Annotated in this window: 22 protein-coding genes; 7 read left to right on the top strand and 15 right to left on the bottom strand. The window is 66.9% G+C overall.

The genetic code is table 11. The features are described 5' to 3' along the window. Positions 1-117: 117 nt before the first annotated feature. From AC5P1C_RS21225 to AC5P1C_RS21165, 13 genes are all read right to left on the bottom strand, one after another. Complete coding sequence (locus AC5P1C_RS21225) at positions 118-438, bottom strand: VRR-NUC domain-containing protein (protein ID WP_493867451.1); 321 nt, start codon at positions 436-438, stop codon at positions 118-120. Further along, on the bottom strand, positions 435-695 hold the full coding sequence (locus tag AC5P1C_RS21220; protein WP_493867450.1) for a hypothetical protein: 261 nt from the start codon (positions 693-695) through the stop codon (positions 435-437). Before AC5P1C_RS21220 ends, AC5P1C_RS21225 begins: the two co-directional genes overlap by 4 nt. A gap of 215 nt (positions 696-910) precedes the next feature. Further along, complete coding sequence (locus AC5P1C_RS21215) at positions 911-1,099, bottom strand: hypothetical protein (RefSeq protein WP_493867449.1); 189 nt, start codon at positions 1,097-1,099, stop codon at positions 911-913. Between the two features lie 19 nt (positions 1,100-1,118). Next, positions 1,119-1,385, bottom strand: coding sequence for a hypothetical protein (locus AC5P1C_RS21210; protein ID WP_493867448.1), 267 nt, complete (start codon positions 1,383-1,385; stop codon positions 1,119-1,121). Positions 1,386-1,420: 35 nt separating this feature from the next. Continuing rightward, a complete protein-coding gene (locus AC5P1C_RS21205) occupies positions 1,421-1,663 on the bottom strand; it encodes a hypothetical protein (protein WP_493867447.1) in 243 nt (80 codons plus the stop codon). Positions 1,664-1,781: 118 nt separating this feature from the next. Next, positions 1,782-2,084, bottom strand: coding sequence for a hypothetical protein (locus tag AC5P1C_RS21200; protein WP_493867446.1), 303 nt, complete (start codon positions 2,082-2,084; stop codon positions 1,782-1,784). 443 nt (positions 2,085-2,527) lie between these two features. Further along, positions 2,528-3,406 (bottom strand): hypothetical protein, encoded by an 879-nt coding sequence (locus tag AC5P1C_RS21195; protein ID WP_493867445.1) that lies wholly within the window; start codon positions 3,404-3,406, stop codon positions 2,528-2,530. Positions 3,407-3,437: 31 nt separating this feature from the next. Then, on the bottom strand, positions 3,438-3,797 hold the full coding sequence (locus tag AC5P1C_RS21190) for a hypothetical protein (RefSeq protein WP_493867444.1): 360 nt from the start codon (positions 3,795-3,797) through the stop codon (positions 3,438-3,440). A gap of 26 nt (positions 3,798-3,823) precedes the next feature. Continuing rightward, the gene (locus AC5P1C_RS21185) at positions 3,824-4,048 is read right to left on the bottom strand and encodes a hypothetical protein (protein ID WP_493867443.1); all 225 of its coding nucleotides are present in this window, start codon (positions 4,046-4,048) and stop codon (positions 3,824-3,826) included. Further along, positions 4,045-4,374 carry a hypothetical protein gene (locus tag AC5P1C_RS21180; RefSeq protein ID WP_493867442.1) on the bottom strand — a complete coding sequence of 110 codons (330 nt, stop codon included), beginning with the start codon at positions 4,372-4,374 and terminating at the stop codon, positions 4,045-4,047. The genes AC5P1C_RS21185 and AC5P1C_RS21180 overlap by 4 nt, the downstream gene beginning before the upstream one ends. A 114-nt stretch (positions 4,375-4,488) precedes the next feature. Beyond that, entirely contained in the window at positions 4,489-5,451 is a 963-nt protein-coding gene (locus AC5P1C_RS21175) for a ParB/RepB/Spo0J family partition protein (RefSeq protein WP_493867441.1), read from the bottom strand. Between the two features lie 192 nt (positions 5,452-5,643). Beyond that, positions 5,644-5,988, bottom strand: a complete 345-nt coding sequence (locus AC5P1C_RS21170) for a hypothetical protein (protein WP_493867440.1) — start codon at positions 5,986-5,988, stop codon at positions 5,644-5,646. 151 nt (positions 5,989-6,139) lie between these two features. Continuing rightward, positions 6,140-6,850 (bottom strand): beta-ketoacyl-ACP reductase, encoded by a 711-nt coding sequence (locus AC5P1C_RS21165; protein WP_493867439.1) that lies wholly within the window; start codon positions 6,848-6,850, stop codon positions 6,140-6,142. Positions 6,851-7,207: 357 nt separating this feature from the next. On the opposite strand from AC5P1C_RS21165, the gene AC5P1C_RS21160 reads away from it, so the two are divergent. Continuing rightward, the gene (locus AC5P1C_RS21160; RefSeq protein WP_493867438.1) at positions 7,208-8,020 is read left to right on the top strand and encodes a helix-turn-helix domain-containing protein; all 813 of its coding nucleotides are present in this window, start codon (positions 7,208-7,210) and stop codon (positions 8,018-8,020) included. A gap of 116 nt (positions 8,021-8,136) precedes the next feature. Here AC5P1C_RS21160 and AC5P1C_RS21155 read toward each other — a convergent pair whose 3' ends face one another. After that, entirely contained in the window at positions 8,137-9,066 is a 930-nt protein-coding gene (locus tag AC5P1C_RS21155) for a recombinase zinc beta ribbon domain-containing protein (RefSeq protein WP_493867437.1), read from the bottom strand. Positions 9,067-9,373: 307 nt separating this feature from the next. After that, on the bottom strand, positions 9,374-9,568 hold the full coding sequence (locus AC5P1C_RS21150) for a DNA-binding protein (protein ID WP_493867436.1): 195 nt from the start codon (positions 9,566-9,568) through the stop codon (positions 9,374-9,376). Positions 9,569-9,745: 177 nt separating this feature from the next. On the opposite strand from AC5P1C_RS21150, the gene AC5P1C_RS21145 reads away from it, so the two are divergent. The 6 genes from AC5P1C_RS21145 (at position 9,746) to AC5P1C_RS21120 (ending at position 16,530) form a co-directional block, all read left to right on the top strand. Next, on the top strand, positions 9,746-11,437 hold the full coding sequence (locus tag AC5P1C_RS21145) for a site-specific integrase (protein ID WP_493867435.1): 1,692 nt from the start codon (positions 9,746-9,748) through the stop codon (positions 11,435-11,437). Positions 11,438-11,649: 212 nt separating this feature from the next. After that, positions 11,650-12,399 (top strand): GntR family transcriptional regulator, encoded by a 750-nt coding sequence (locus AC5P1C_RS21140; protein ID WP_493867488.1) that lies wholly within the window; start codon positions 11,650-11,652, stop codon positions 12,397-12,399. A gap of 165 nt (positions 12,400-12,564) precedes the next feature. Beyond that, entirely contained in the window at positions 12,565-13,557 is a 993-nt protein-coding gene (locus AC5P1C_RS21135; RefSeq protein ID WP_493867434.1) for a sugar ABC transporter substrate-binding protein, read from the top strand. Between the two features lie 95 nt (positions 13,558-13,652). After that, positions 13,653-14,666 (top strand): sugar ABC transporter substrate-binding protein, encoded by a 1,014-nt coding sequence (locus tag AC5P1C_RS21130; RefSeq protein WP_493867433.1) that lies wholly within the window; start codon positions 13,653-13,655, stop codon positions 14,664-14,666. Further along, positions 14,663-15,724 (top strand): ABC transporter permease, encoded by a 1,062-nt coding sequence (locus AC5P1C_RS21125; protein ID WP_493867432.1) that lies wholly within the window; start codon positions 14,663-14,665, stop codon positions 15,722-15,724. The genes AC5P1C_RS21130 and AC5P1C_RS21125 overlap by 4 nt, the downstream gene beginning before the upstream one ends. Further along, a complete protein-coding gene (locus AC5P1C_RS21120) occupies positions 15,721-16,530 on the top strand; it encodes an ATP-binding cassette domain-containing protein (protein WP_493867431.1) in 810 nt (269 codons plus the stop codon). Before AC5P1C_RS21125 ends, AC5P1C_RS21120 begins: the two co-directional genes overlap by 4 nt. The last annotated feature ends 55 nt before the right edge of the window (positions 16,531-16,585 follow it).

Here is a 16,585-nt window from a genome sequence, read left to right as displayed (position 1 = left end):
AGGTGTTGGTGATGGGGTTGAACCAACTGTCGCAGGAGCTGCACCAGACTGCTCCGGGCATCGGCGGGATCTCGGAGTGCTGCTTGGTGCGGTCGTGCACGGGGCTTGTTTCCCTTGTCAGAAATTGTCGGGGAGTTGGGCGCGCGGGCCGTCGGGGGCGAGGACGCCCACGATGTGGTCGAGATCCTTGGGCCGCCACAGCGTGGTTTCGAGGCCGCAGGCGGCGAGGTGCTTGAGCCAGTCGCGCTGAGCGGGGCGTATGCGCCCGGTGTCGGACTTGAACTCGGCGAAGATGATGCGCTTGGTCTTCGGGTGCCCGTAGACCTCGTCGGGCCATCCGGCGTCACTGCGCTGCGAGTTGTGGGTGTGGTAGCTGAGGGTCCAGCCGCGGAGCGCGGCGAGCTGGCGTACGTGCCGGCGGAACTGCTCCTCGGTCACGCGGTCCTCCGGCGCGGCCTGGGGGCGATTGCCTCTTCGAGGAGGGCCCTGTGCTCGGCGGCTTCGGGGTCCGGTGCCAGTGGCACGCCTGCTCGCCAAGGGGGCGTGGGTGCGGGGCGACGGTGCCGTTCCTTGAGGAGTTCCGGCAGCGGGCGCCGGGTCTCTTCCTGGAGGAGTTCGCTCATCGGCCGTCCGTATCGCTCGGCGATGAGGGCTTCGTAGAGGTCGTCGTCGCATCCGGTTGTTCCAGCAGGCATCTGGGTCTCCATGGGTGGGCCGGGACTCGCAGTGGGGTGCGGGTCCCGACCCATGGGGTGGCTCGTATCTGACGAGCCGTTCCGGGCGGGCGGGGCGCGGGGGGTCGCTGCCCGTCCGGAAGTTCGGGTGGTTGATCGGGCCGTGCCTGGGCTCGACTACGATCACGAACCTAACACGACTTTTTATCGCGACCTATTTGGGGTGGGTTCTGTGCTCAGTCGACGATGGCCAGTTCGTCGTCGTAGTACGGGAGGGCCTTCGGTGCGCCGTCCCAGCGGACCATGTTGAGCTCCTCGCCGGTGATCGGGTCGGCGGCATGGTTGACCACCTGCCCGAACAGTCGGAGCTTGCCCTCGGGTGCGGGCTTGACCGGTGTGACGGCGGTGCGCATTGCGAGGCTCATCAGGGTGTCTCCTTGCTGTTCAGCGGATGCTTGCGGAGGTGAGAGCGTCGAGGCCGCGGCCCCATTCGGCGGTGACGGGCTCATTGAACGAGCAGCCTGCCCCGGTGTCCTCGAAGTCGGTGGCGCGCCAGTCTTCTGGGGTGCCGGCGAGGGGCCGCTGGAAGTGCTGGATACTGCCGCTGGGCAGGGTGATGGCCAGCCGGGTCGCCCCGGGCGGTGCCGCTGACCGAGTGGCGCGGGTTCCTGTGGTCAGCGCCTCGTGGGCGAGGGCGTCTCCAAGATTCATGGTCGATCTCCTTATTAGTTGGGACCTATCTCGGGTTAATGGAGCGAGGCGTACCCGTCGCAGGTCGGGCAGGTGTCGCCTGTTCCGGGCTGCGTGCCGTCGGTGCAGTGCGGGCAGGGGAGGCGGCGGCCGAAGCCGTGGCAGTGATCGCATTCCCGCTCCCGCTCGTACGGGCCGTGGCAATAGGTCACCAGTCCCGAGCCCTCGCACTCGTCGCACTCGGGGGCAGCGACGCCGAGGGTTTCATGGGCGTCCACGGCGATCGGGGAGGCGAACACGGTGCTCCTTGCTGATTCGCGGCCGGGGCGTCCGCCCCTCTTTCTTATGGTCTAATTCTACTCTCTAAGGTGGGGGTGTCCAGCTCCCCTATGTGACCTCGGGCACGACAACAGCGGGTCAGGTAAGCCGAGTTGAGATCGGAGCGAAGAGGCTCACCTGTTCTGGCTCGGGACCGGGAGCGGGGCCGTCCGCCTCACGATGCGCCAGGTGCTCGGCCATACTCCAGCCGAGCCACCGCCACTGCGGCAACAGCGGCCACGGCCGCGGGCCGGTCTTATCGACCAGTGTGGTGATCCCCGCTGCACGGGCATCGCTGATGCTCTTCGTGCATTCCAGGATCAGCAGCTGCGACTTGACCCGGTGGACGGTGGTGTCGTCCAGCCACACTTCACAGACCGGGGCGTCGAGGTAGTTGAGCATCGCCAGACGGTGTATGTCGCCTCAGGCGGAGTGGAGTCCACCAGGTTTGACCCACAGCCACGTTCCGGGCCGGATGTCGCCGGGCCCGCTCGGCGTGTGCGCGTACGGCGGCCGCTGGCGGCGCCTGCGCCGAGGCGGATCGGGGCGTGGGGGAGGGTAATGGGGATGAGCCTGGTGGTACTGGTGCAGCTCCTCGGCGAGCGCGGCCATCCGGTCGGCATCGTTGTAGCAGGTGGGGCCGCAGTGCCAGTGGGCGCGGCCCGTTCCTCTCCCAGTACGTCCGGGAACCGCACTGGCAGCTGCCCGGCGTGAGGTACGTGCTGGCGGTCTCGCACGGCCAGGCGCTGGCGCAAGAGCGGCATGTCCAGGGCGTCGTTGCCGTGTTGGGCAGATACGTGTCCGGCAGGAAGAACGGGCGCGGCGGGGTGTAGGTGGCCACAGCGTCAGCCCTCGGTAAGCGAGAGTAGAGCGGCGGCCGCTCCGTGGATCTGCTCTGGTGTCCACGCAGACCCGCTGAACGACAGCCGTGCGAGGGTTTGCCGGCCCGCCATCAAAGTGACGCTGCAGGCACCCCAGTTCGCCCCGATCACCAGGTGGCGGCCACGGCTGGTGTCGCTCGGGAGGTTGAGCTGCCACGAGTGCAGCGGTAGGACATCGTCGTTCGCCTTCTCGGGGGTGTGGTGCCCGATCACGTTCAGCAACTGCCCGTCGTCGTGTCGGCATTGGCCGTAGCAGGTGAGCAAGGCAGCTCTGGTCTGGTCTACGAAGAATGCGTGCCGGGTGGACGTCCCGCGGACCTTGGTGCGGACGTCGACCTGTGGCGCGGCCGCATGAGCGGTGCGGTGTAGCCAGAAGCCCTCACCGATCTCGTCACGGCACCGGCGGCCGAGCTCCCAACTCTCCAGGCGCCGGATCCGCTGCCAGGTCCATTTTTGCCCGTTGCGGCGGTAGTCCGGATCGTCGGGCTGGTCGGTCATCCAGAGAGTGGTGAGTAGCGCGGCGTTGAACGTCGAGTCCGGGCCGATGGTGGTCTCGATGCGCACCAGTACCCGCGGGCTGTTGAAGGTGACCTGCTCGGTAGAGGTGTCCAGATCGGTGAGGACCGGGCAGGTCTCACAGTCTGGTTCCTGCTGGATGCAGTGCCCGAAGCCGCCCCACTGGGCGCGGCGGGTGTCGTAGCTCTCGAACAGCGTCGCCCACGACTTCGGCCTGAGGGCGCACTGCGCACCGCCCGCCCCCATGTGTGCGTTCAAGGTGAGCCGGTTGAAGCCTTTTCCGTCGGCTGGCCGTGTCGGTGACGGTTCGGGCAGATGGGTCGGCATGGAATGTCCTTCCGTACAGGAGATTTGAGAGTCAGTGGCCGGTCTGCCCGTCTCCGGGATGGAAGATGACGAGAGCGATGAGGGCGCGGCCAGGCCGGATATGGGGACGCTCCTCGATGAGCCGCCCCACGATGAACTCCTTCTCCAGATGCCGCTCCAACTGGACGAGCCATCCTGCGGCCACCGCTCCGGCACTGAGCTCGGCCATGTGAGCGTGGTAGGCAGGGATCTTCACGCCGCGCCACGTCAGGGTCACAGCGGGGAGGCCTTCGACCACGGTGGGCTGGGCATGCCAGCCGGCGCGCTTCTTGTCCGGTGCGTGTGACCAGATGCGCTGTCGGTGCAGGGCGGTTCGGACATCGCTGAGCAGGGTCTCGATGCTGTTGCTCACGGCAGTTCCTCCGGGAAGGCAATGCGTTAGAAGAGTTCGTCTTGGCCGTCGACATCGCCCGGCGCGACCGGCCGCCCTGGGCGAGGCCGCGGCCCGGGCGTCGGCTCGCCGAACAGGGCCTCGGTGCCGAACCGGTCGGGCGTGGCGGGGATCCGCGCGGGGCCTGCGGATACCGGCAGATGGTTGGGGGCCGCTTCGTCGAAGTCGGCAGGGCCCATGACCGTCCAGTTCTTCCCGGCCTCGGTACTCACTGCGTCGCCTCGGTGGCCGTAGAGGCCGACACCGTGTCCGACTGCCGCGTTTGGCTGGCTTCGAGGACGGCGTCTGCCCAGTCGAGGATGAGAGCGGTACCCGCCCGGCCTGCGGCCTCTCCGGGTATGTGTCCTTCCTCGAGGGCCTTCAAGTAGCGGGCTGCGGTGACGTCCAGAGCGTTCGAGGACGTGAAGGCGTTCATGAGGAGGCCGATGTCTGTGCCGTGCATGTGGTTGAGAGCTTGGGCGGTGAAGGCGACGATCACGCCGACGTCCTTGCCGAGCTGCTCGGCTTGGGCAGGGGTGAGGGGTGCGGTGTAGCGCATGACGGACCTGTCTCCTGAAGGTGGCGAAGGGGAGGTAGGGGCGGCCGGTGTGTACGGCCCTTTGCAAGCTGGGCGCGCTGGAGGGCTCGCCCGCGCACCCAGCAGTCGCGGCGGTCAGACCGCTACGGGCTCGCGCTCCGCGTCGTCCGCCTGCTCGGCGTTGCTGTCCGCCTCGGCCTCCGGGTTGACCGTGACCAGCGACTTGGCCTCGGCGTGCGCCTTGGCCTGCTTGAGCTGGAAGCGCGCCTTGGTCAGGGATTCCGCGACCCGGTCGAGCTGCTCCAGGCGTGCCCCGACCTGCGTGTCGAGCATCTCGGCGAGCTTCATCGGCTCGGTGCGCGCGATCTCGTCGAGCAGCCCGCGCACCTGCTCAATCTTGTCGAGCGTGGTGCGGGTCTTCGTCTGCGCGGCGGCACGCTCGGTGCGCTGCTCCTCCGTCATCTCCTCGACGATCATCAGCACAGCCTGGTCCTGCTGCTGCTTCATCGCGAAGGCGAAGTGCACGATCTCGTTGTCGCCGCTGAACTCGCCGCGCACGAACTTGCTCAGCACGGAGCCCTGGTTGGCGAAGTTGAGCGCGGCTATCTGCACAGCCGCCTGCGTGCCGATCTTCCCGTCCTGCACAAGCTCCTGAACCTCTATGCGCAGGTCCAGCAGTGCCAGGCGCAGCTTGACGTACGTGGTGGTCTTGGCGAAGTCGGCGGCCACGGACTCGATGGTCGCGCCCTCTTCCTCGTCGAGGATCCGCTGGTAGCCGTGGGCCTCCTCGAACGGCGTCATGTCCTCGCGGGTCACGTTCTCCGACATGGACCGCTTGAACCGCTGGAGTTCGTTCTTCTCCGAGGTGATCGTGACACGGATCTTGGTGCGGCCGAGGATCTGATGGGCGCGCCAGCGGCGCTCACCTGCGACGATCTCGTAGCCGCCCTGCTCGTTGTCGGCGCGGACCTCTATGGCCTGCATGAGGCCGTACGTGTCGATCGACTGGGCCAGCTCGTTCAGCGCGTCCTGGTCGAAGTACTCGCGCGGCTGACGCGGGTTGCGGTGGACCTGGGACATCTTCACGACGCGCTGCACTGGGACTCCAAGAGGTAGTTGGTGTGGTTTCCTGCCCTCACCTTGTAATCCAATTCTACTCTTTATTAAGGGGGTGTCCATTCCCGGCATGCCCCCGGAAGTGACCTCAACCACACTCAATGCGCGGGCCTGACCTGCGAAAACACCTGTAGGCGCCGGGAGTTACCCGGCGCCTACAGGTCTATCCGTCGCCTACTGCGTGGGCGGCTCGGCGCCCTGGTTCGCCCGCTCACGCCACCGCCGGACGTCAACCGGCGCACCCGCCACGACCGTCGTATGGCAGTCCTGACGGATCGGGCAGACGCCGCACACACGCACGGCATCCTCGGCCGCGATCAACTCCCCGCCCTCGCCCGCTTCCAGCGGCTGAACCGCACACAAGCCACTGCTCCACAAGATTGGCCGAGCGGCCAGGTCCGGCTCGCGGTGCAGATGGCTGAGTGCCCGGGCGATCTCCGCGCTGTTGTCCCGGCCTGTGCCCGTTCCTTTTGGACTGGGGAGTTTCGCGAGCGCCACGATGCGCTGCGCATCAATCACTTCCGCCCCCTTACAACGTCAGGACCGGCCCCATGCCCGGCCCTGCGCAATGGCGGCTGCCCTGCACTGCGCAGCCGCCAGCCCCAGAAGTCCGGAGCCCCCTCGTCCGTATCCGACGGCTCGCTCTCCGGGCTTGTGGGGTCGGCTGGGCTCAGTGCCCCATAGCCACTCCACCGTCGACGGGCAGGACGGCGCCGGTGATGTACGACGCCTCGTCGCTGGCGAGGAAGCGCACAGCGGCGGCGATGTCTTCGGGGCGGGCGGCCTTCCCGAGCGGGATCTGGGCCAGCAGGGCCTCCATGCGCTCCGCGGGCAGTACCGCGGTCATGTCGGTGGAGGTGAGGCCCGGTGCGACGACGTTGGAGGTGATGCCGCGCGAGCCGAGTTCACGCGCCAGGGATCGGGAGAAGCCGATCAAACCGGCCTTGGACGCGGCGTAGTTGGACTGTCCTGCCTCGCCGAGCATCGCGACGGCGGAGGAGACGAAGATCAGGCGGCCGGAGCGGGCGCGCAGCATGCTGCGGCTGGCGCGCTTGGCGACCCGGAACGCAGCAGTGAGGTTGGTGTCGATGACGTCGGTGAAGTCCTCTTCCGACATGCGCAGCAGCAGCGCGTCCCGGGTGATGCCCGCGTTTGCCACCAGGACCTCGACCGGCCCGTGCTCGGCCTCGATCTGCTTGAACGCGAGGTCGACCTGCTCTGGGTCGGTGATATCGCACTGCACTGCCAACAGGCCGTGGCTGGCAGGAGGTTCTCCCGACCGGTAGGTGATCGCGACTCTGTCCCCGGCTTCCGCCATGGCCTTGGCTATCTCGAAACCGATGCCTCGGTTGCCACCGGTGATGAAGACGCTGCGGCTCATAGGGGATGTCACCTCTGGGGACTCGTCGGAGCAGGGCCGCCCGGATGTGGCGGGTTACGCCGAACCTGTGGACGGTTTGTCTATAAGATTCCGTTAGGAACGCGTTAAGACCCTTCTACTTTGCACTGGTTGGTCAGTTTTCTCGGCCACCCCGGCATGGCCCGAACCGGCCGCAACCCCCAGTTGCGCCACCCACACTGATGCCGCACTTCCCGATCCGACCGCATATGTCTGCATATGCACGTCTTTCATGTGGGGTAGGTGACAGGTGGCGAAGTTCGCGATCTATTACGGAAGCGTTAGGGTCCGCTAAGTCTTTCCTATGCCTTTACCTGTAAAAAATTGAGGAATGTGCGGATGTCGGTAGCTCTGCCCCCGCTCGGTCAGCTTCTGAAGATGTGGCGCGCCCAGCGCGACCCCAACCAGGTAGCGGGCTTCACTGCAAGGTTCGGCCCCAGGGTCAAACCCGGGATCAAGCAGGTCGAGCTCGCCCAGCTCACCGGAGTCTCCACGACCTGGGTCCGCGACCTCGAACACGGCAGGGCCACAAACCCCTCAGCGGAGTGGCTGCAACGCATCGCTCGCATACTCGACCTCGATCCCGCCCAGCGTCACACCCTCTTCGTGTACGCCACAAGCCAGGAACCCCCGCTGTTCTACCGTCCGGACGCCTCGAACCTGGACCCCTCCACGGCCGCCCTCATCCGCATCCAGCCCTGGTCGGCCTACATATCCGACTTTGCCTGGGACGTCCTCCTCTACAACGCGGCAAGCGCACGCGACTGGCCGTGGATGAAGCACGGCGTCAACGTCATGATCTGGGCCCTCACCTTCCCTGAAGCCCGCCTCCAGCTCATCAACTGGGAAGAAGACTGGGCCAAACCGATGGCCTCACAACTGCGTCTACGGTCCCGTGCGCATCCGGACCACAAGCGGCTGGCCGAAGTCATCACCGAGATCAAGGAACGCGACAAGGTTGCGCGCAGGATCCTCGAAGAAGACCTGACCACCGTCACCCACCCCGACGGCGACCGACGCTGGGTCTACCTGCCCGGCCACGGCGACGAAGAGTTCGAAGTCGTCTTCCGCGCCTACGCGCCGCTTAGCGACTACAGCCAGCGGTTCATGTGCGTCGTCCCCGCAGACAAGGCCCACGCCCTGGCGACCTGACCGGAGCATCCGAGGGTCTGGCCGAAACACCCAAGGCCGAGCCAGCGGCACCCCGCACACGATCGAGGGCCTTCGCAGCGACGCTGCGAAGGCCCTCGATCGTGGTCAGTTCGGTCCTACACAGGCTGGCGCCAGTCGATCTGAATCCGCTCACTCGGATCACGGTGCTTGCCACGACCCACCGGCAGTACCCGCACCTTGACGATCTCCACGCACACCGTCGCGCGCTGCGATGACCGCGGAGCCGAATTCCACCACTCCACCAGGTTCGTGACTCCCTCGATCGGGAGATCCGTCATCTGTTCCAGGTACCGCAGCCGGATACGGGACTGACGTAGATCATCCTTTGTGGCCTTCTCCGCAGCGGCGTACGCAGCCGGCACCAGCACGTCACGCATGCCGCCCAACTCCTTGAACCGTGCCTCGGCTCCGGCAATGTGGTCCTTGAGGCGGGCAGCTTCGGCCCGGATGTCCGCCAACAGCCGCGCCAGACGCTCCTGCGCTCCGGGCCGCAGCAGTTCAGCAAGTACCTCCTCGGCCACCGAATCTTCGAGCCGGTCGGCATTCATCCTGACCCGCCCACACGACGGCTGCCGCACCCGCGGCGGCGGGCAACGGTAGGACGGATCGGCATCGCCGGTCACCCGTGTCCCCGTCATCGCGTGCTGACAACTGCCGCACTCCGCCCCGCCCTCGCTCAGCAGGTACTCAAAAGCCTCCCGCGCTTCAGGCCGTTGGCCCTTCTGCTCAACGAACAGCGCGAGCAGGCGCCGGTATTCATCCGGCGTAAGGACCGTCGAGCCGAAGTCCTCGATCTCATTTCCGTCCTTGTCCAGACCGGCCATGTGCGGGTGGCTCAGCACCCGGACCAGGACTTCGGGAGCCCACTCGTTGCCACGCGTTGTACGAGAGCCCCCGCGGTTCAGCCAGCGGCACGTCTCCGCCCGGTTCTGTCCGGCGAGCAGCCGGGAGGCGGCCTGGCGTAGGGCGGCTGTCTCCCCGAGGTTCAGCACTCCTCGGCTCTGGTAGCCGGACAGCCGTGCCATGAGTCTCCGTCCCATCGGGAGTCTGATCGCCTGCCCATTAGCGATCGCTTAGCTCCGTAATAGGTCACGATATCTGGCATGCAGGCCCGGACGGCTGCGAGACTCTGCACCTGCACACGCGAAGACATGTTTGCCCACGTCAGAAGGCCGACACAGAATTGGAGTGTGGTGCACGTCACTGCAACCCTTGGGGTGTAAACAACGTCCACCAATAATGCCCGCCGACCGCTCCTGGCGGGCACAAAAGGGCCCGGCCGGGCACCCCTGAGGGGCGCCAAGCCGAGCCCATAGGGTGCACCGCATCACCTCACGCAGACACCCCCAACGCCTCCCACAAGCTCAACGTCGCAACCTTCTGCGTCTCGCCCACCGGGATCGTCTTCGCCGGGAATCGCTCCGCCTTGATCAACGCGTACGCCTTGTCGGTCCCGATCCCGAACGCCCGGGCAGCGGTTGCCACGCTCACCGCAGCCGGCAACGACCGCAGCTCCTCAACCGACATGCCGCCCCCTGTACGGGCAGGCGCAGCAGGAGCAGTCACAGATGAGGTCATAGGTGGTCACATCCCTCTTCCCCGCGCCACCTGACCGGAAGCATACGACGGCCAAGGACGCGTCTTCTTCACTACAGCAAGATCAGGACACGTACGGATGATCCAACCCAAACCAGGGGGTCCCACGTGTTCGACGGCAGCATCTACCGCCGATGCAAGTGCACCGAGCCGAAACTCGACGAGCAAGGCCAGGCGATCCTCGCCGCGAACGGCACACCCAAAGTCCGAGAACTCGGCTCAGCGTGCCCGCAATTGAAAAAGAAGCGGGACCACGGCTCCTGGTACTACTACCTCAACCTCCCCGACGGCCCAGGCGGAGAACGCCGCCGACCCCGCAAGGGTGGCTTCCCCACCTCCAAGAAAGCCCAGGAAGCAGCGCAGAAGCTCTGGGACGAAGCCACCGACGGCATCGACATCGACTCCAAGGAGACCGTCGCCGCCTACCTCAACCGCTGGCTCGACAAGCGCGTTGACCTCAAGCGCGGCACCCGCGAGGACTACCGCATCACCATCGACCACGCCTTCATACCCGCACTCGGCCACCTCACCATGCGCGAACTACGCGAGCGCCACATCCAGGAAATGTTCAAGGAAATCTGGGCGACCAACACGGTCAAGAAGGCAAACCGGATCGCAGCCCAGCAGGCCAAAGCCGAATGCGACGACGCCTACCGAGCATGGAAGCAGACCCCCGCGCCCCGCCCCCGACACCTCCGTCAGCGGTGGGACGCAGCCAGAACCGCCCTCAAAGAAGCCCGCACCAAACCCCGCCAGCACACCGGCCCGGCCACACAGCGAAAGTACAAGAACACCCTCGCCTCAGCCCTCGGCGACGCCGTCACCGAAAAACTGATCACCGAGAACTGGGCGAAGAACGTCACCCTCCCCAAGTACCAACGCCCCGAAGCCCTCGTCTGGACCGACGAGCGCGTGGCTCGCTGGAAGCTCACCGGCAAGAAGCCCAGCCCCGTCATGGTGTGGACCCCCGACCAGACCGGCGAGTTCCTCGACGCGGCAGTTGCCCACCCCATGTACATCATGTGGCACCTCATGGTCTTCCGCGCCCCTCGCCGAGGCGAAGCATCAGGCCTGCCCTGGGCCGAAGTCGACATGACCCACGGCATCGCCAGGATCGTCGAGCAACTGTCCACCAACACCGCCTACGAGGTATGGGAGGACACCCCCAAGAGCCGGGCAGGCAAACGCACTCTCACCCTCGACCACGCCACCTTCGCCCTCCTCAAAGCCTGGCGCGACGTACAGAAAGCCCAACAAGCCGAGTGGGAACAAAAACACCGAGACAACCCCGACAAGTACGGCCCCTACAGCAACTCCGGCAAGGTCTTCACCCAAGCCGACGGAAGCCCCTGGCACCCCAACAACGTCTCCCAAGCCTTCGAGCGATTCATCAAACGTCTCGGCCTGCCACCTATCCGACTCCACGACCTACGACACTGCGCCGCATCCCTCAGCCTCGCCGCAGGCCTGTCCATGAAGGCCATCCAAGCCCTACTCGGCCACAGCAGCTACCAGCTCACCGCCGACACCTACACCTCACTGATGCCGCAGTTCGAACAGGCGGCAGCCAACGCACCCGTCGACCTCGTGCCGCGCCGCAACGCATTGGAGCAGCCCACCCCAGGGGAGCCCTTCGCGGCGGCCATAGAGCTGGATGAGGAACCTGCTGCTACCGCAGAGGCAAAGATGGAGGAGACGGCCCCTGAAGCCAGGGAACCTGGTCAGCGCGGTGAAGACAGCCCTCATCTTCGCCTTGTCTTGCCTGCTGTGGCCCCGGCTGACGCACTGGGCGCCGCCTGACGCGCTGTCCCCCGCTTGTCCCCCGAGCCACCACATAGCTCCCTCGGAGATCATTCCGAGGGAGCTATTCGATGCTCCGTTGCTGGTCAGGGAGGTTAGCGCGGACCGTACGTCGGTCCAGAGCTTGTCCGGACAACAGAACTTCAGAACTTCCCGTCATCATTCCCTGCGACTACGCTCGCCACGTGCCCAAATCAGCTGCCACATCAGCCGTGGACCCGACCGTCTCCCTCCAGCTCGGCGTCGACCGCAGCAGCCCGGTCCCGCTGTACTTCCAGCTGTCCCAGCAGTTGGAGGCGGCGATCGAGCGCGGCGCCCTGACCCCGGGCACCCTGCTCGGCAACGAGATCGAGCTGGCGGGCCGCCTCGGCCTGTCCCGGCCGACCGTCCGCCAGGCCATCCAGTCGCTCGTCGACAAGGGGTTGCTCGTACGGCGCAGGGGCGTCGGAACGCAGGTCGTGCACAGTCAGGTCAAGCGCCCCCTGGAGCTCAGCAGCCTCTACGACGACCTGGAGGCGGCGGGCCAGCGCCCCGAGACCCGCGTCCTGCACAACACCGTCGAGCCCGCGTCCGCCGAGGTGGCAGCCAGTCTCGGCGTCGCGGAGGGCGACGAGGTGCACCTGGTCGAGCGGCTCCGCCTGGCCCACGGCGAGCCCATGGCCTACCTGCGCAACCACATGCCGTCCGGTCTGCTCGCCCTCGACACCGCACGCCTGGAGGCCACCGGCCTCTACCGCCTGATGCGCGGCGCGGGTATCACCCTGCACAGCGCGCGCCAGTCCGTGGGCGCCCGCGCCGCCACCGCCGAGGAGGCCGAGCGGCTCGGCGAGATGGCGGGGGCCCCGCTGCTCACGATGCAGCGCACGACCTTCGACGACACGGGCCGCGCGGTCGAGTTCGGCTCGCACATCTACCGCGCCTCGCGCTACTCCTTCGAGTTCCAGCTCCTCGTACGACCGTAGAGCGCGCCGCTCGTACGGCCGTAGGTCCCAAGTCGCTCACAGTCGTCAGAATGTTCTGACAAAGCCATTGACGCTGCCGCGCGCACGCCGCTAGAACTCCCCCAGCCGCACTCGGGCGGCCGGGAGAAGAGGTGGTCCCCCATGCGTACCCCCAGGCGTAGCCGCATGCGTAAAGCCCGCACGGCAGCTGCTCTCACAGCGGTGATCGCGCTCGCGGCCGGGTGCAGCAGCTCCGGCGGCAAGGACGACGAGGACAAGTCGGGCGACGGCGGGGGAGGCGGCAAAGGCGTGACCACGCCCCGCCTCAAGATCGCGATGGTCACGCACTCCGGCGAGGGCGACACCTTCTGGGACATCGTCCAGAGCGGCGCCAAGCAGGCGGCCCGCAAGGACAACGTCGAGTTCCTCTACTCCAACGACAAGGAGGCGAAGGGACAGGCCGAGCTCGTCCAGTCGGCGATCGACAAGAAGGTCGACGGCATCGTCGTGACCCTGGCCAAGCCCGAGGCGATGAAGGCGGTGCTCGGCAAGGCGGAGGCCGCGGGGATACCGGTCGTCACGATCAACTCCGGCGGCGAGTTCTCCGCCGACTTCGGCGCGCTGAGCCACATAGGGCAGGACGAGTCCGTGGCGGGCGAGGCCGTCGGCGACGAGCTGACCAAGGGCGGCAAGAAGAAGGTGCTCTGCGTCATCCACGAACAGGGCAACGTCTCGCTGGAACAGCGCTGCGCGGGCGTCAAGAAGACCTTCAAGGGCTCGGTCGAGAACCTCAACGTCGAAGGCACCAACGCGCCCAACGCCCAGTCCTCCATCAGCGCGAAGCTCCAGGCCACCAAGGACATCGACGCCGTTGTCACCCTCGGCGCGCCCATCGCCGCCCTCTCCGTGAAGGCCAAGGAGGACTCCGGCAGCAAGGCCCAGGTCGCGACCTTCGACCTGAACGCCGAGGTCGTCAAGCGCCTCAAGGCCAAGGAGGTCGGCTTCGCCGTCGACCAGCAGCCCTACCTCCAGGGGTATCTCGCCATCGACGAGCTGTGGCTCTACAAGACCAACGCGAACGTCCTGGGCGGCGGCAAGCCCGTCCTCACCGGACCCGCCATCGTCACCGAGAAGGATGTGCCGAAGCTGGAGAAGTACACCGCCCGCGGTACCCGATGAACACACGCGTGATCCGCGTGGTCGATACTTGGGCGGCTGGGGCCGGGGATCCGGACCGGCCACACCGAGGAGCAGAGCTAGAAGGGCACGGCGTCGTGGCAAGGGTTCAGACAGGGGTACGTGCGGTGGGCGCCGTGCTGGTCGCGGTGCTCGGGGTATCCCTCGTGGGGTGCAGCAGCACCGGCGGCAAGCGCGCCGAGGACGCACGCAAGGCGGCGTCGGCACAGGGCAAGGCCGCGGTGAACACGCCGAAGTGGACGTTCGGGATGGTCACCCACTCGGGCGACGGCGACACGTTCTGGGACATCGTCCAGAACGGCGCCAAGCAGGCCGCGGTCAAGGACAACATCAACTTCCTCTACGCCCACAACGCCGAGGCCCAGCAGCAGGCCCAGCTCGTGGACTCGTACATCGACAAGAAGGTCGACGGCATCATCGTCACCCTCGCCAAGCCCGCCGCGATGAAGGGCGCCCTGGCCCGCGCCAAGAAGGCCGGCATTCCGGTGATCACGGTGAACTCCGGCTCCGCGGAATCCAAGGAGTTCGGCGCGCTCACCCACATCGGGCAGGACGAGACGATCGCGGGCGAGGCCGTCGGCGAGGAGCTCAACAAGCGCGGTAAGAAGAAGGCGCTCTGCATCCTGCACGAGCAGGGCAACGTCGGCCATGAGCAGCGCTGCGAGGGTGCCAAGAAGACCTTCGACGGCACGATGCAGAACCTGTACGTGACCGGCACGAACATGCCCGACGTGCAGTCCTCCATCGAGGCCAGGCTCCAGTCCGACAAGTCCATCGACTCGGTCGTCACGCTCGGCGCGCCCTTCGCGGACACCGCGGTGAAGGCCGCCGACAGCGCGGGCAGCAAGGCGGAGGTCGACACCTTCGACCTGAACGAGAAGGTCGCGGCGGGCCTGAAGGACGGCACGCTCGGCTTCGCCGTCGACCAGCAGCCCTACCTCCAGGGCTACGAGGCCGTGGACCTGCTCTGGCTCTACAAGTACAACGCCGACGTGCTCGGCGGCGGCAAGCCGGTCCTCACCGGACCGCAGATCGTCACCAAGGACCAGGCCGCCGAGCTGGAGGAATACGCGAAGCGAGGGACGCGATGACAGCGACCGCACCCGCACCGGCGCCGTCGCCGGACACCAGGACCGACGAGCGCCTCCTGAAGGCCTCGCCGCTGAAGAAGCTGATGGGCCGCCCCGAGCTGGGCTCCGTCGTCGGCGCCGTGGCCGTCTTCGTCTTCTTCGCGGTCGCCGCCGACAGCTTCCTGCAGACCAACAGCCTCGCCACGGTGCTCTACGCGGCATCGACGCTCGGCATCATGGCGGTGCCGGTGGCCCTGCTGATGATCGGCGGCGAGTTCGACCTGTCCGCGGGCGTCATGGTGACGACCTCCGCGCTGATCTCGTCGATGTTCAGCTACCAGATGACGGCCAACGTCTGGGTCGGCGTCCTCGTCTCGCTCGTCGCCACCCTCGGGGTCGGCGTCTTCAACGGCGTGATGCTGACGCGCACCGACCCGCCGAGCTTCATCATCACGCTCGGTACGTTCCTGATGCTGACCGGCATGAACCTCGGCTTCACCAAGCTGATCAGCGGCACGGTCTCCACGAAGTCGATCGCCGACATGGAGGGCTTCGCCTCCGCCAAGGACGTCTTCGCCTCGACGATCACCATCGGCGGCGTCGACTTCAAGATCACGATCCTCTGGTGGCTCGGCCTGATCGCGGTCGCCACCTGGATCCTGCTCCGCACCCGCGTCGGCAACTGGATCTTCGCGGTCGGCGGTGGCGAGGACGCGGCACGCGCGGTCGGTGTCCCGGTCGCGATGACCAAGATCGGCCTCTACATGGGCGTCGCCTTCGGCGCCTGGGTCTCGGGCCAGCACCTGCTCTTCTCGTACGACGTCGTCCAGTCGGGCGAGGGCGTCGGCAACGAACTGATCTACATCATCGCGGCCGTCATCGGTGGCTGTCTGATCACCGGCGGATACGGCTCGGCGGTCGGCGCGGCCGTGGGCGCCCTCATCTTCGGCATGGTCAGCAAGGGCATCGTGTTCGCCGAGTGGAACCCGGACTGGTTCAAGTTCTTCCTCGGAGTGATGCTGCTCCTGGCGACCCTGCTCAACCACTGGGTCCGCAAGCGCGCGGAGGCGACGAAATGACGGAAGTGACCGACGCGGCGCCCGTGGCGGAGCGCACCCCCCTCGTCGAGCTCGACGACGTCAGCAAGTACTACGGCAACATCCGCGCCCTCGAAGGCGTCTCCCTGGAGGTCCACGCGGGCGAGATCTCCTGCGTCCTCGGCGACAACGGCGCGGGCAAGTCGACCCTCATCAAGATCATCGCGGGCCTGCACCGGCACGACGCGGGAGAGTTCCGCATCGACGGCGAGGACGCGAGGCTCGGCTCGCCGCGCGAGGCCCTGGACCGCGGTATCGCCACCGTCTACCAGGACCTCGCCGTGGTCCCGCTGATGCCGGTCTGGCGGAACTTCTTCCTCGGCTCCGAGCCGACGAAGGGCGTGGGCCCCTTCAAGCGCCTGGACGTCGACCACATGCGCGAGACGACCCGCGCCGAGCTGCTGCGCATGGGCATCGACCTGCGCGACGTCGACCAGCCCATCGGCACCCTCTCGGGCGGCGAGCGCCAGTGCGTGGCGATCGCGCGCGCGGTGTACTTCGGCGCGAAGGTCCTCGTCCTCGACGAGCCGACGGCGGCGCTCGGCGTCAAGCAGTCGGGCGTCGTCCTGAAGTACGTGGCCGCCGCGCGGGACGCGGGCCTCGGAGTGGTCTTGATCACCCACAACCCGCACCACGCGTACCTGGTCGGCAACCGCTTCGTCCTCCTCAAGCGCGGCACGATGTTCGGCAGCTACGCGCGGGACGAGGTCACCCTGGACGAACTCACCCGCCAGATGGCAGGCGGCTCCGAACTGGACGACCTCCGTCACGAACTGGAGAAGGGCTGAGCAGCGCCCCGTCAGGGGCGCGGGGAACCGCGCGAGCAACCACGAAGAAGCCGCA

The organism is Streptomyces sp. A18, assembly GCF_059026065.1.
This window is presented reverse-complemented; position numbering and strand designations above follow the sequence as displayed.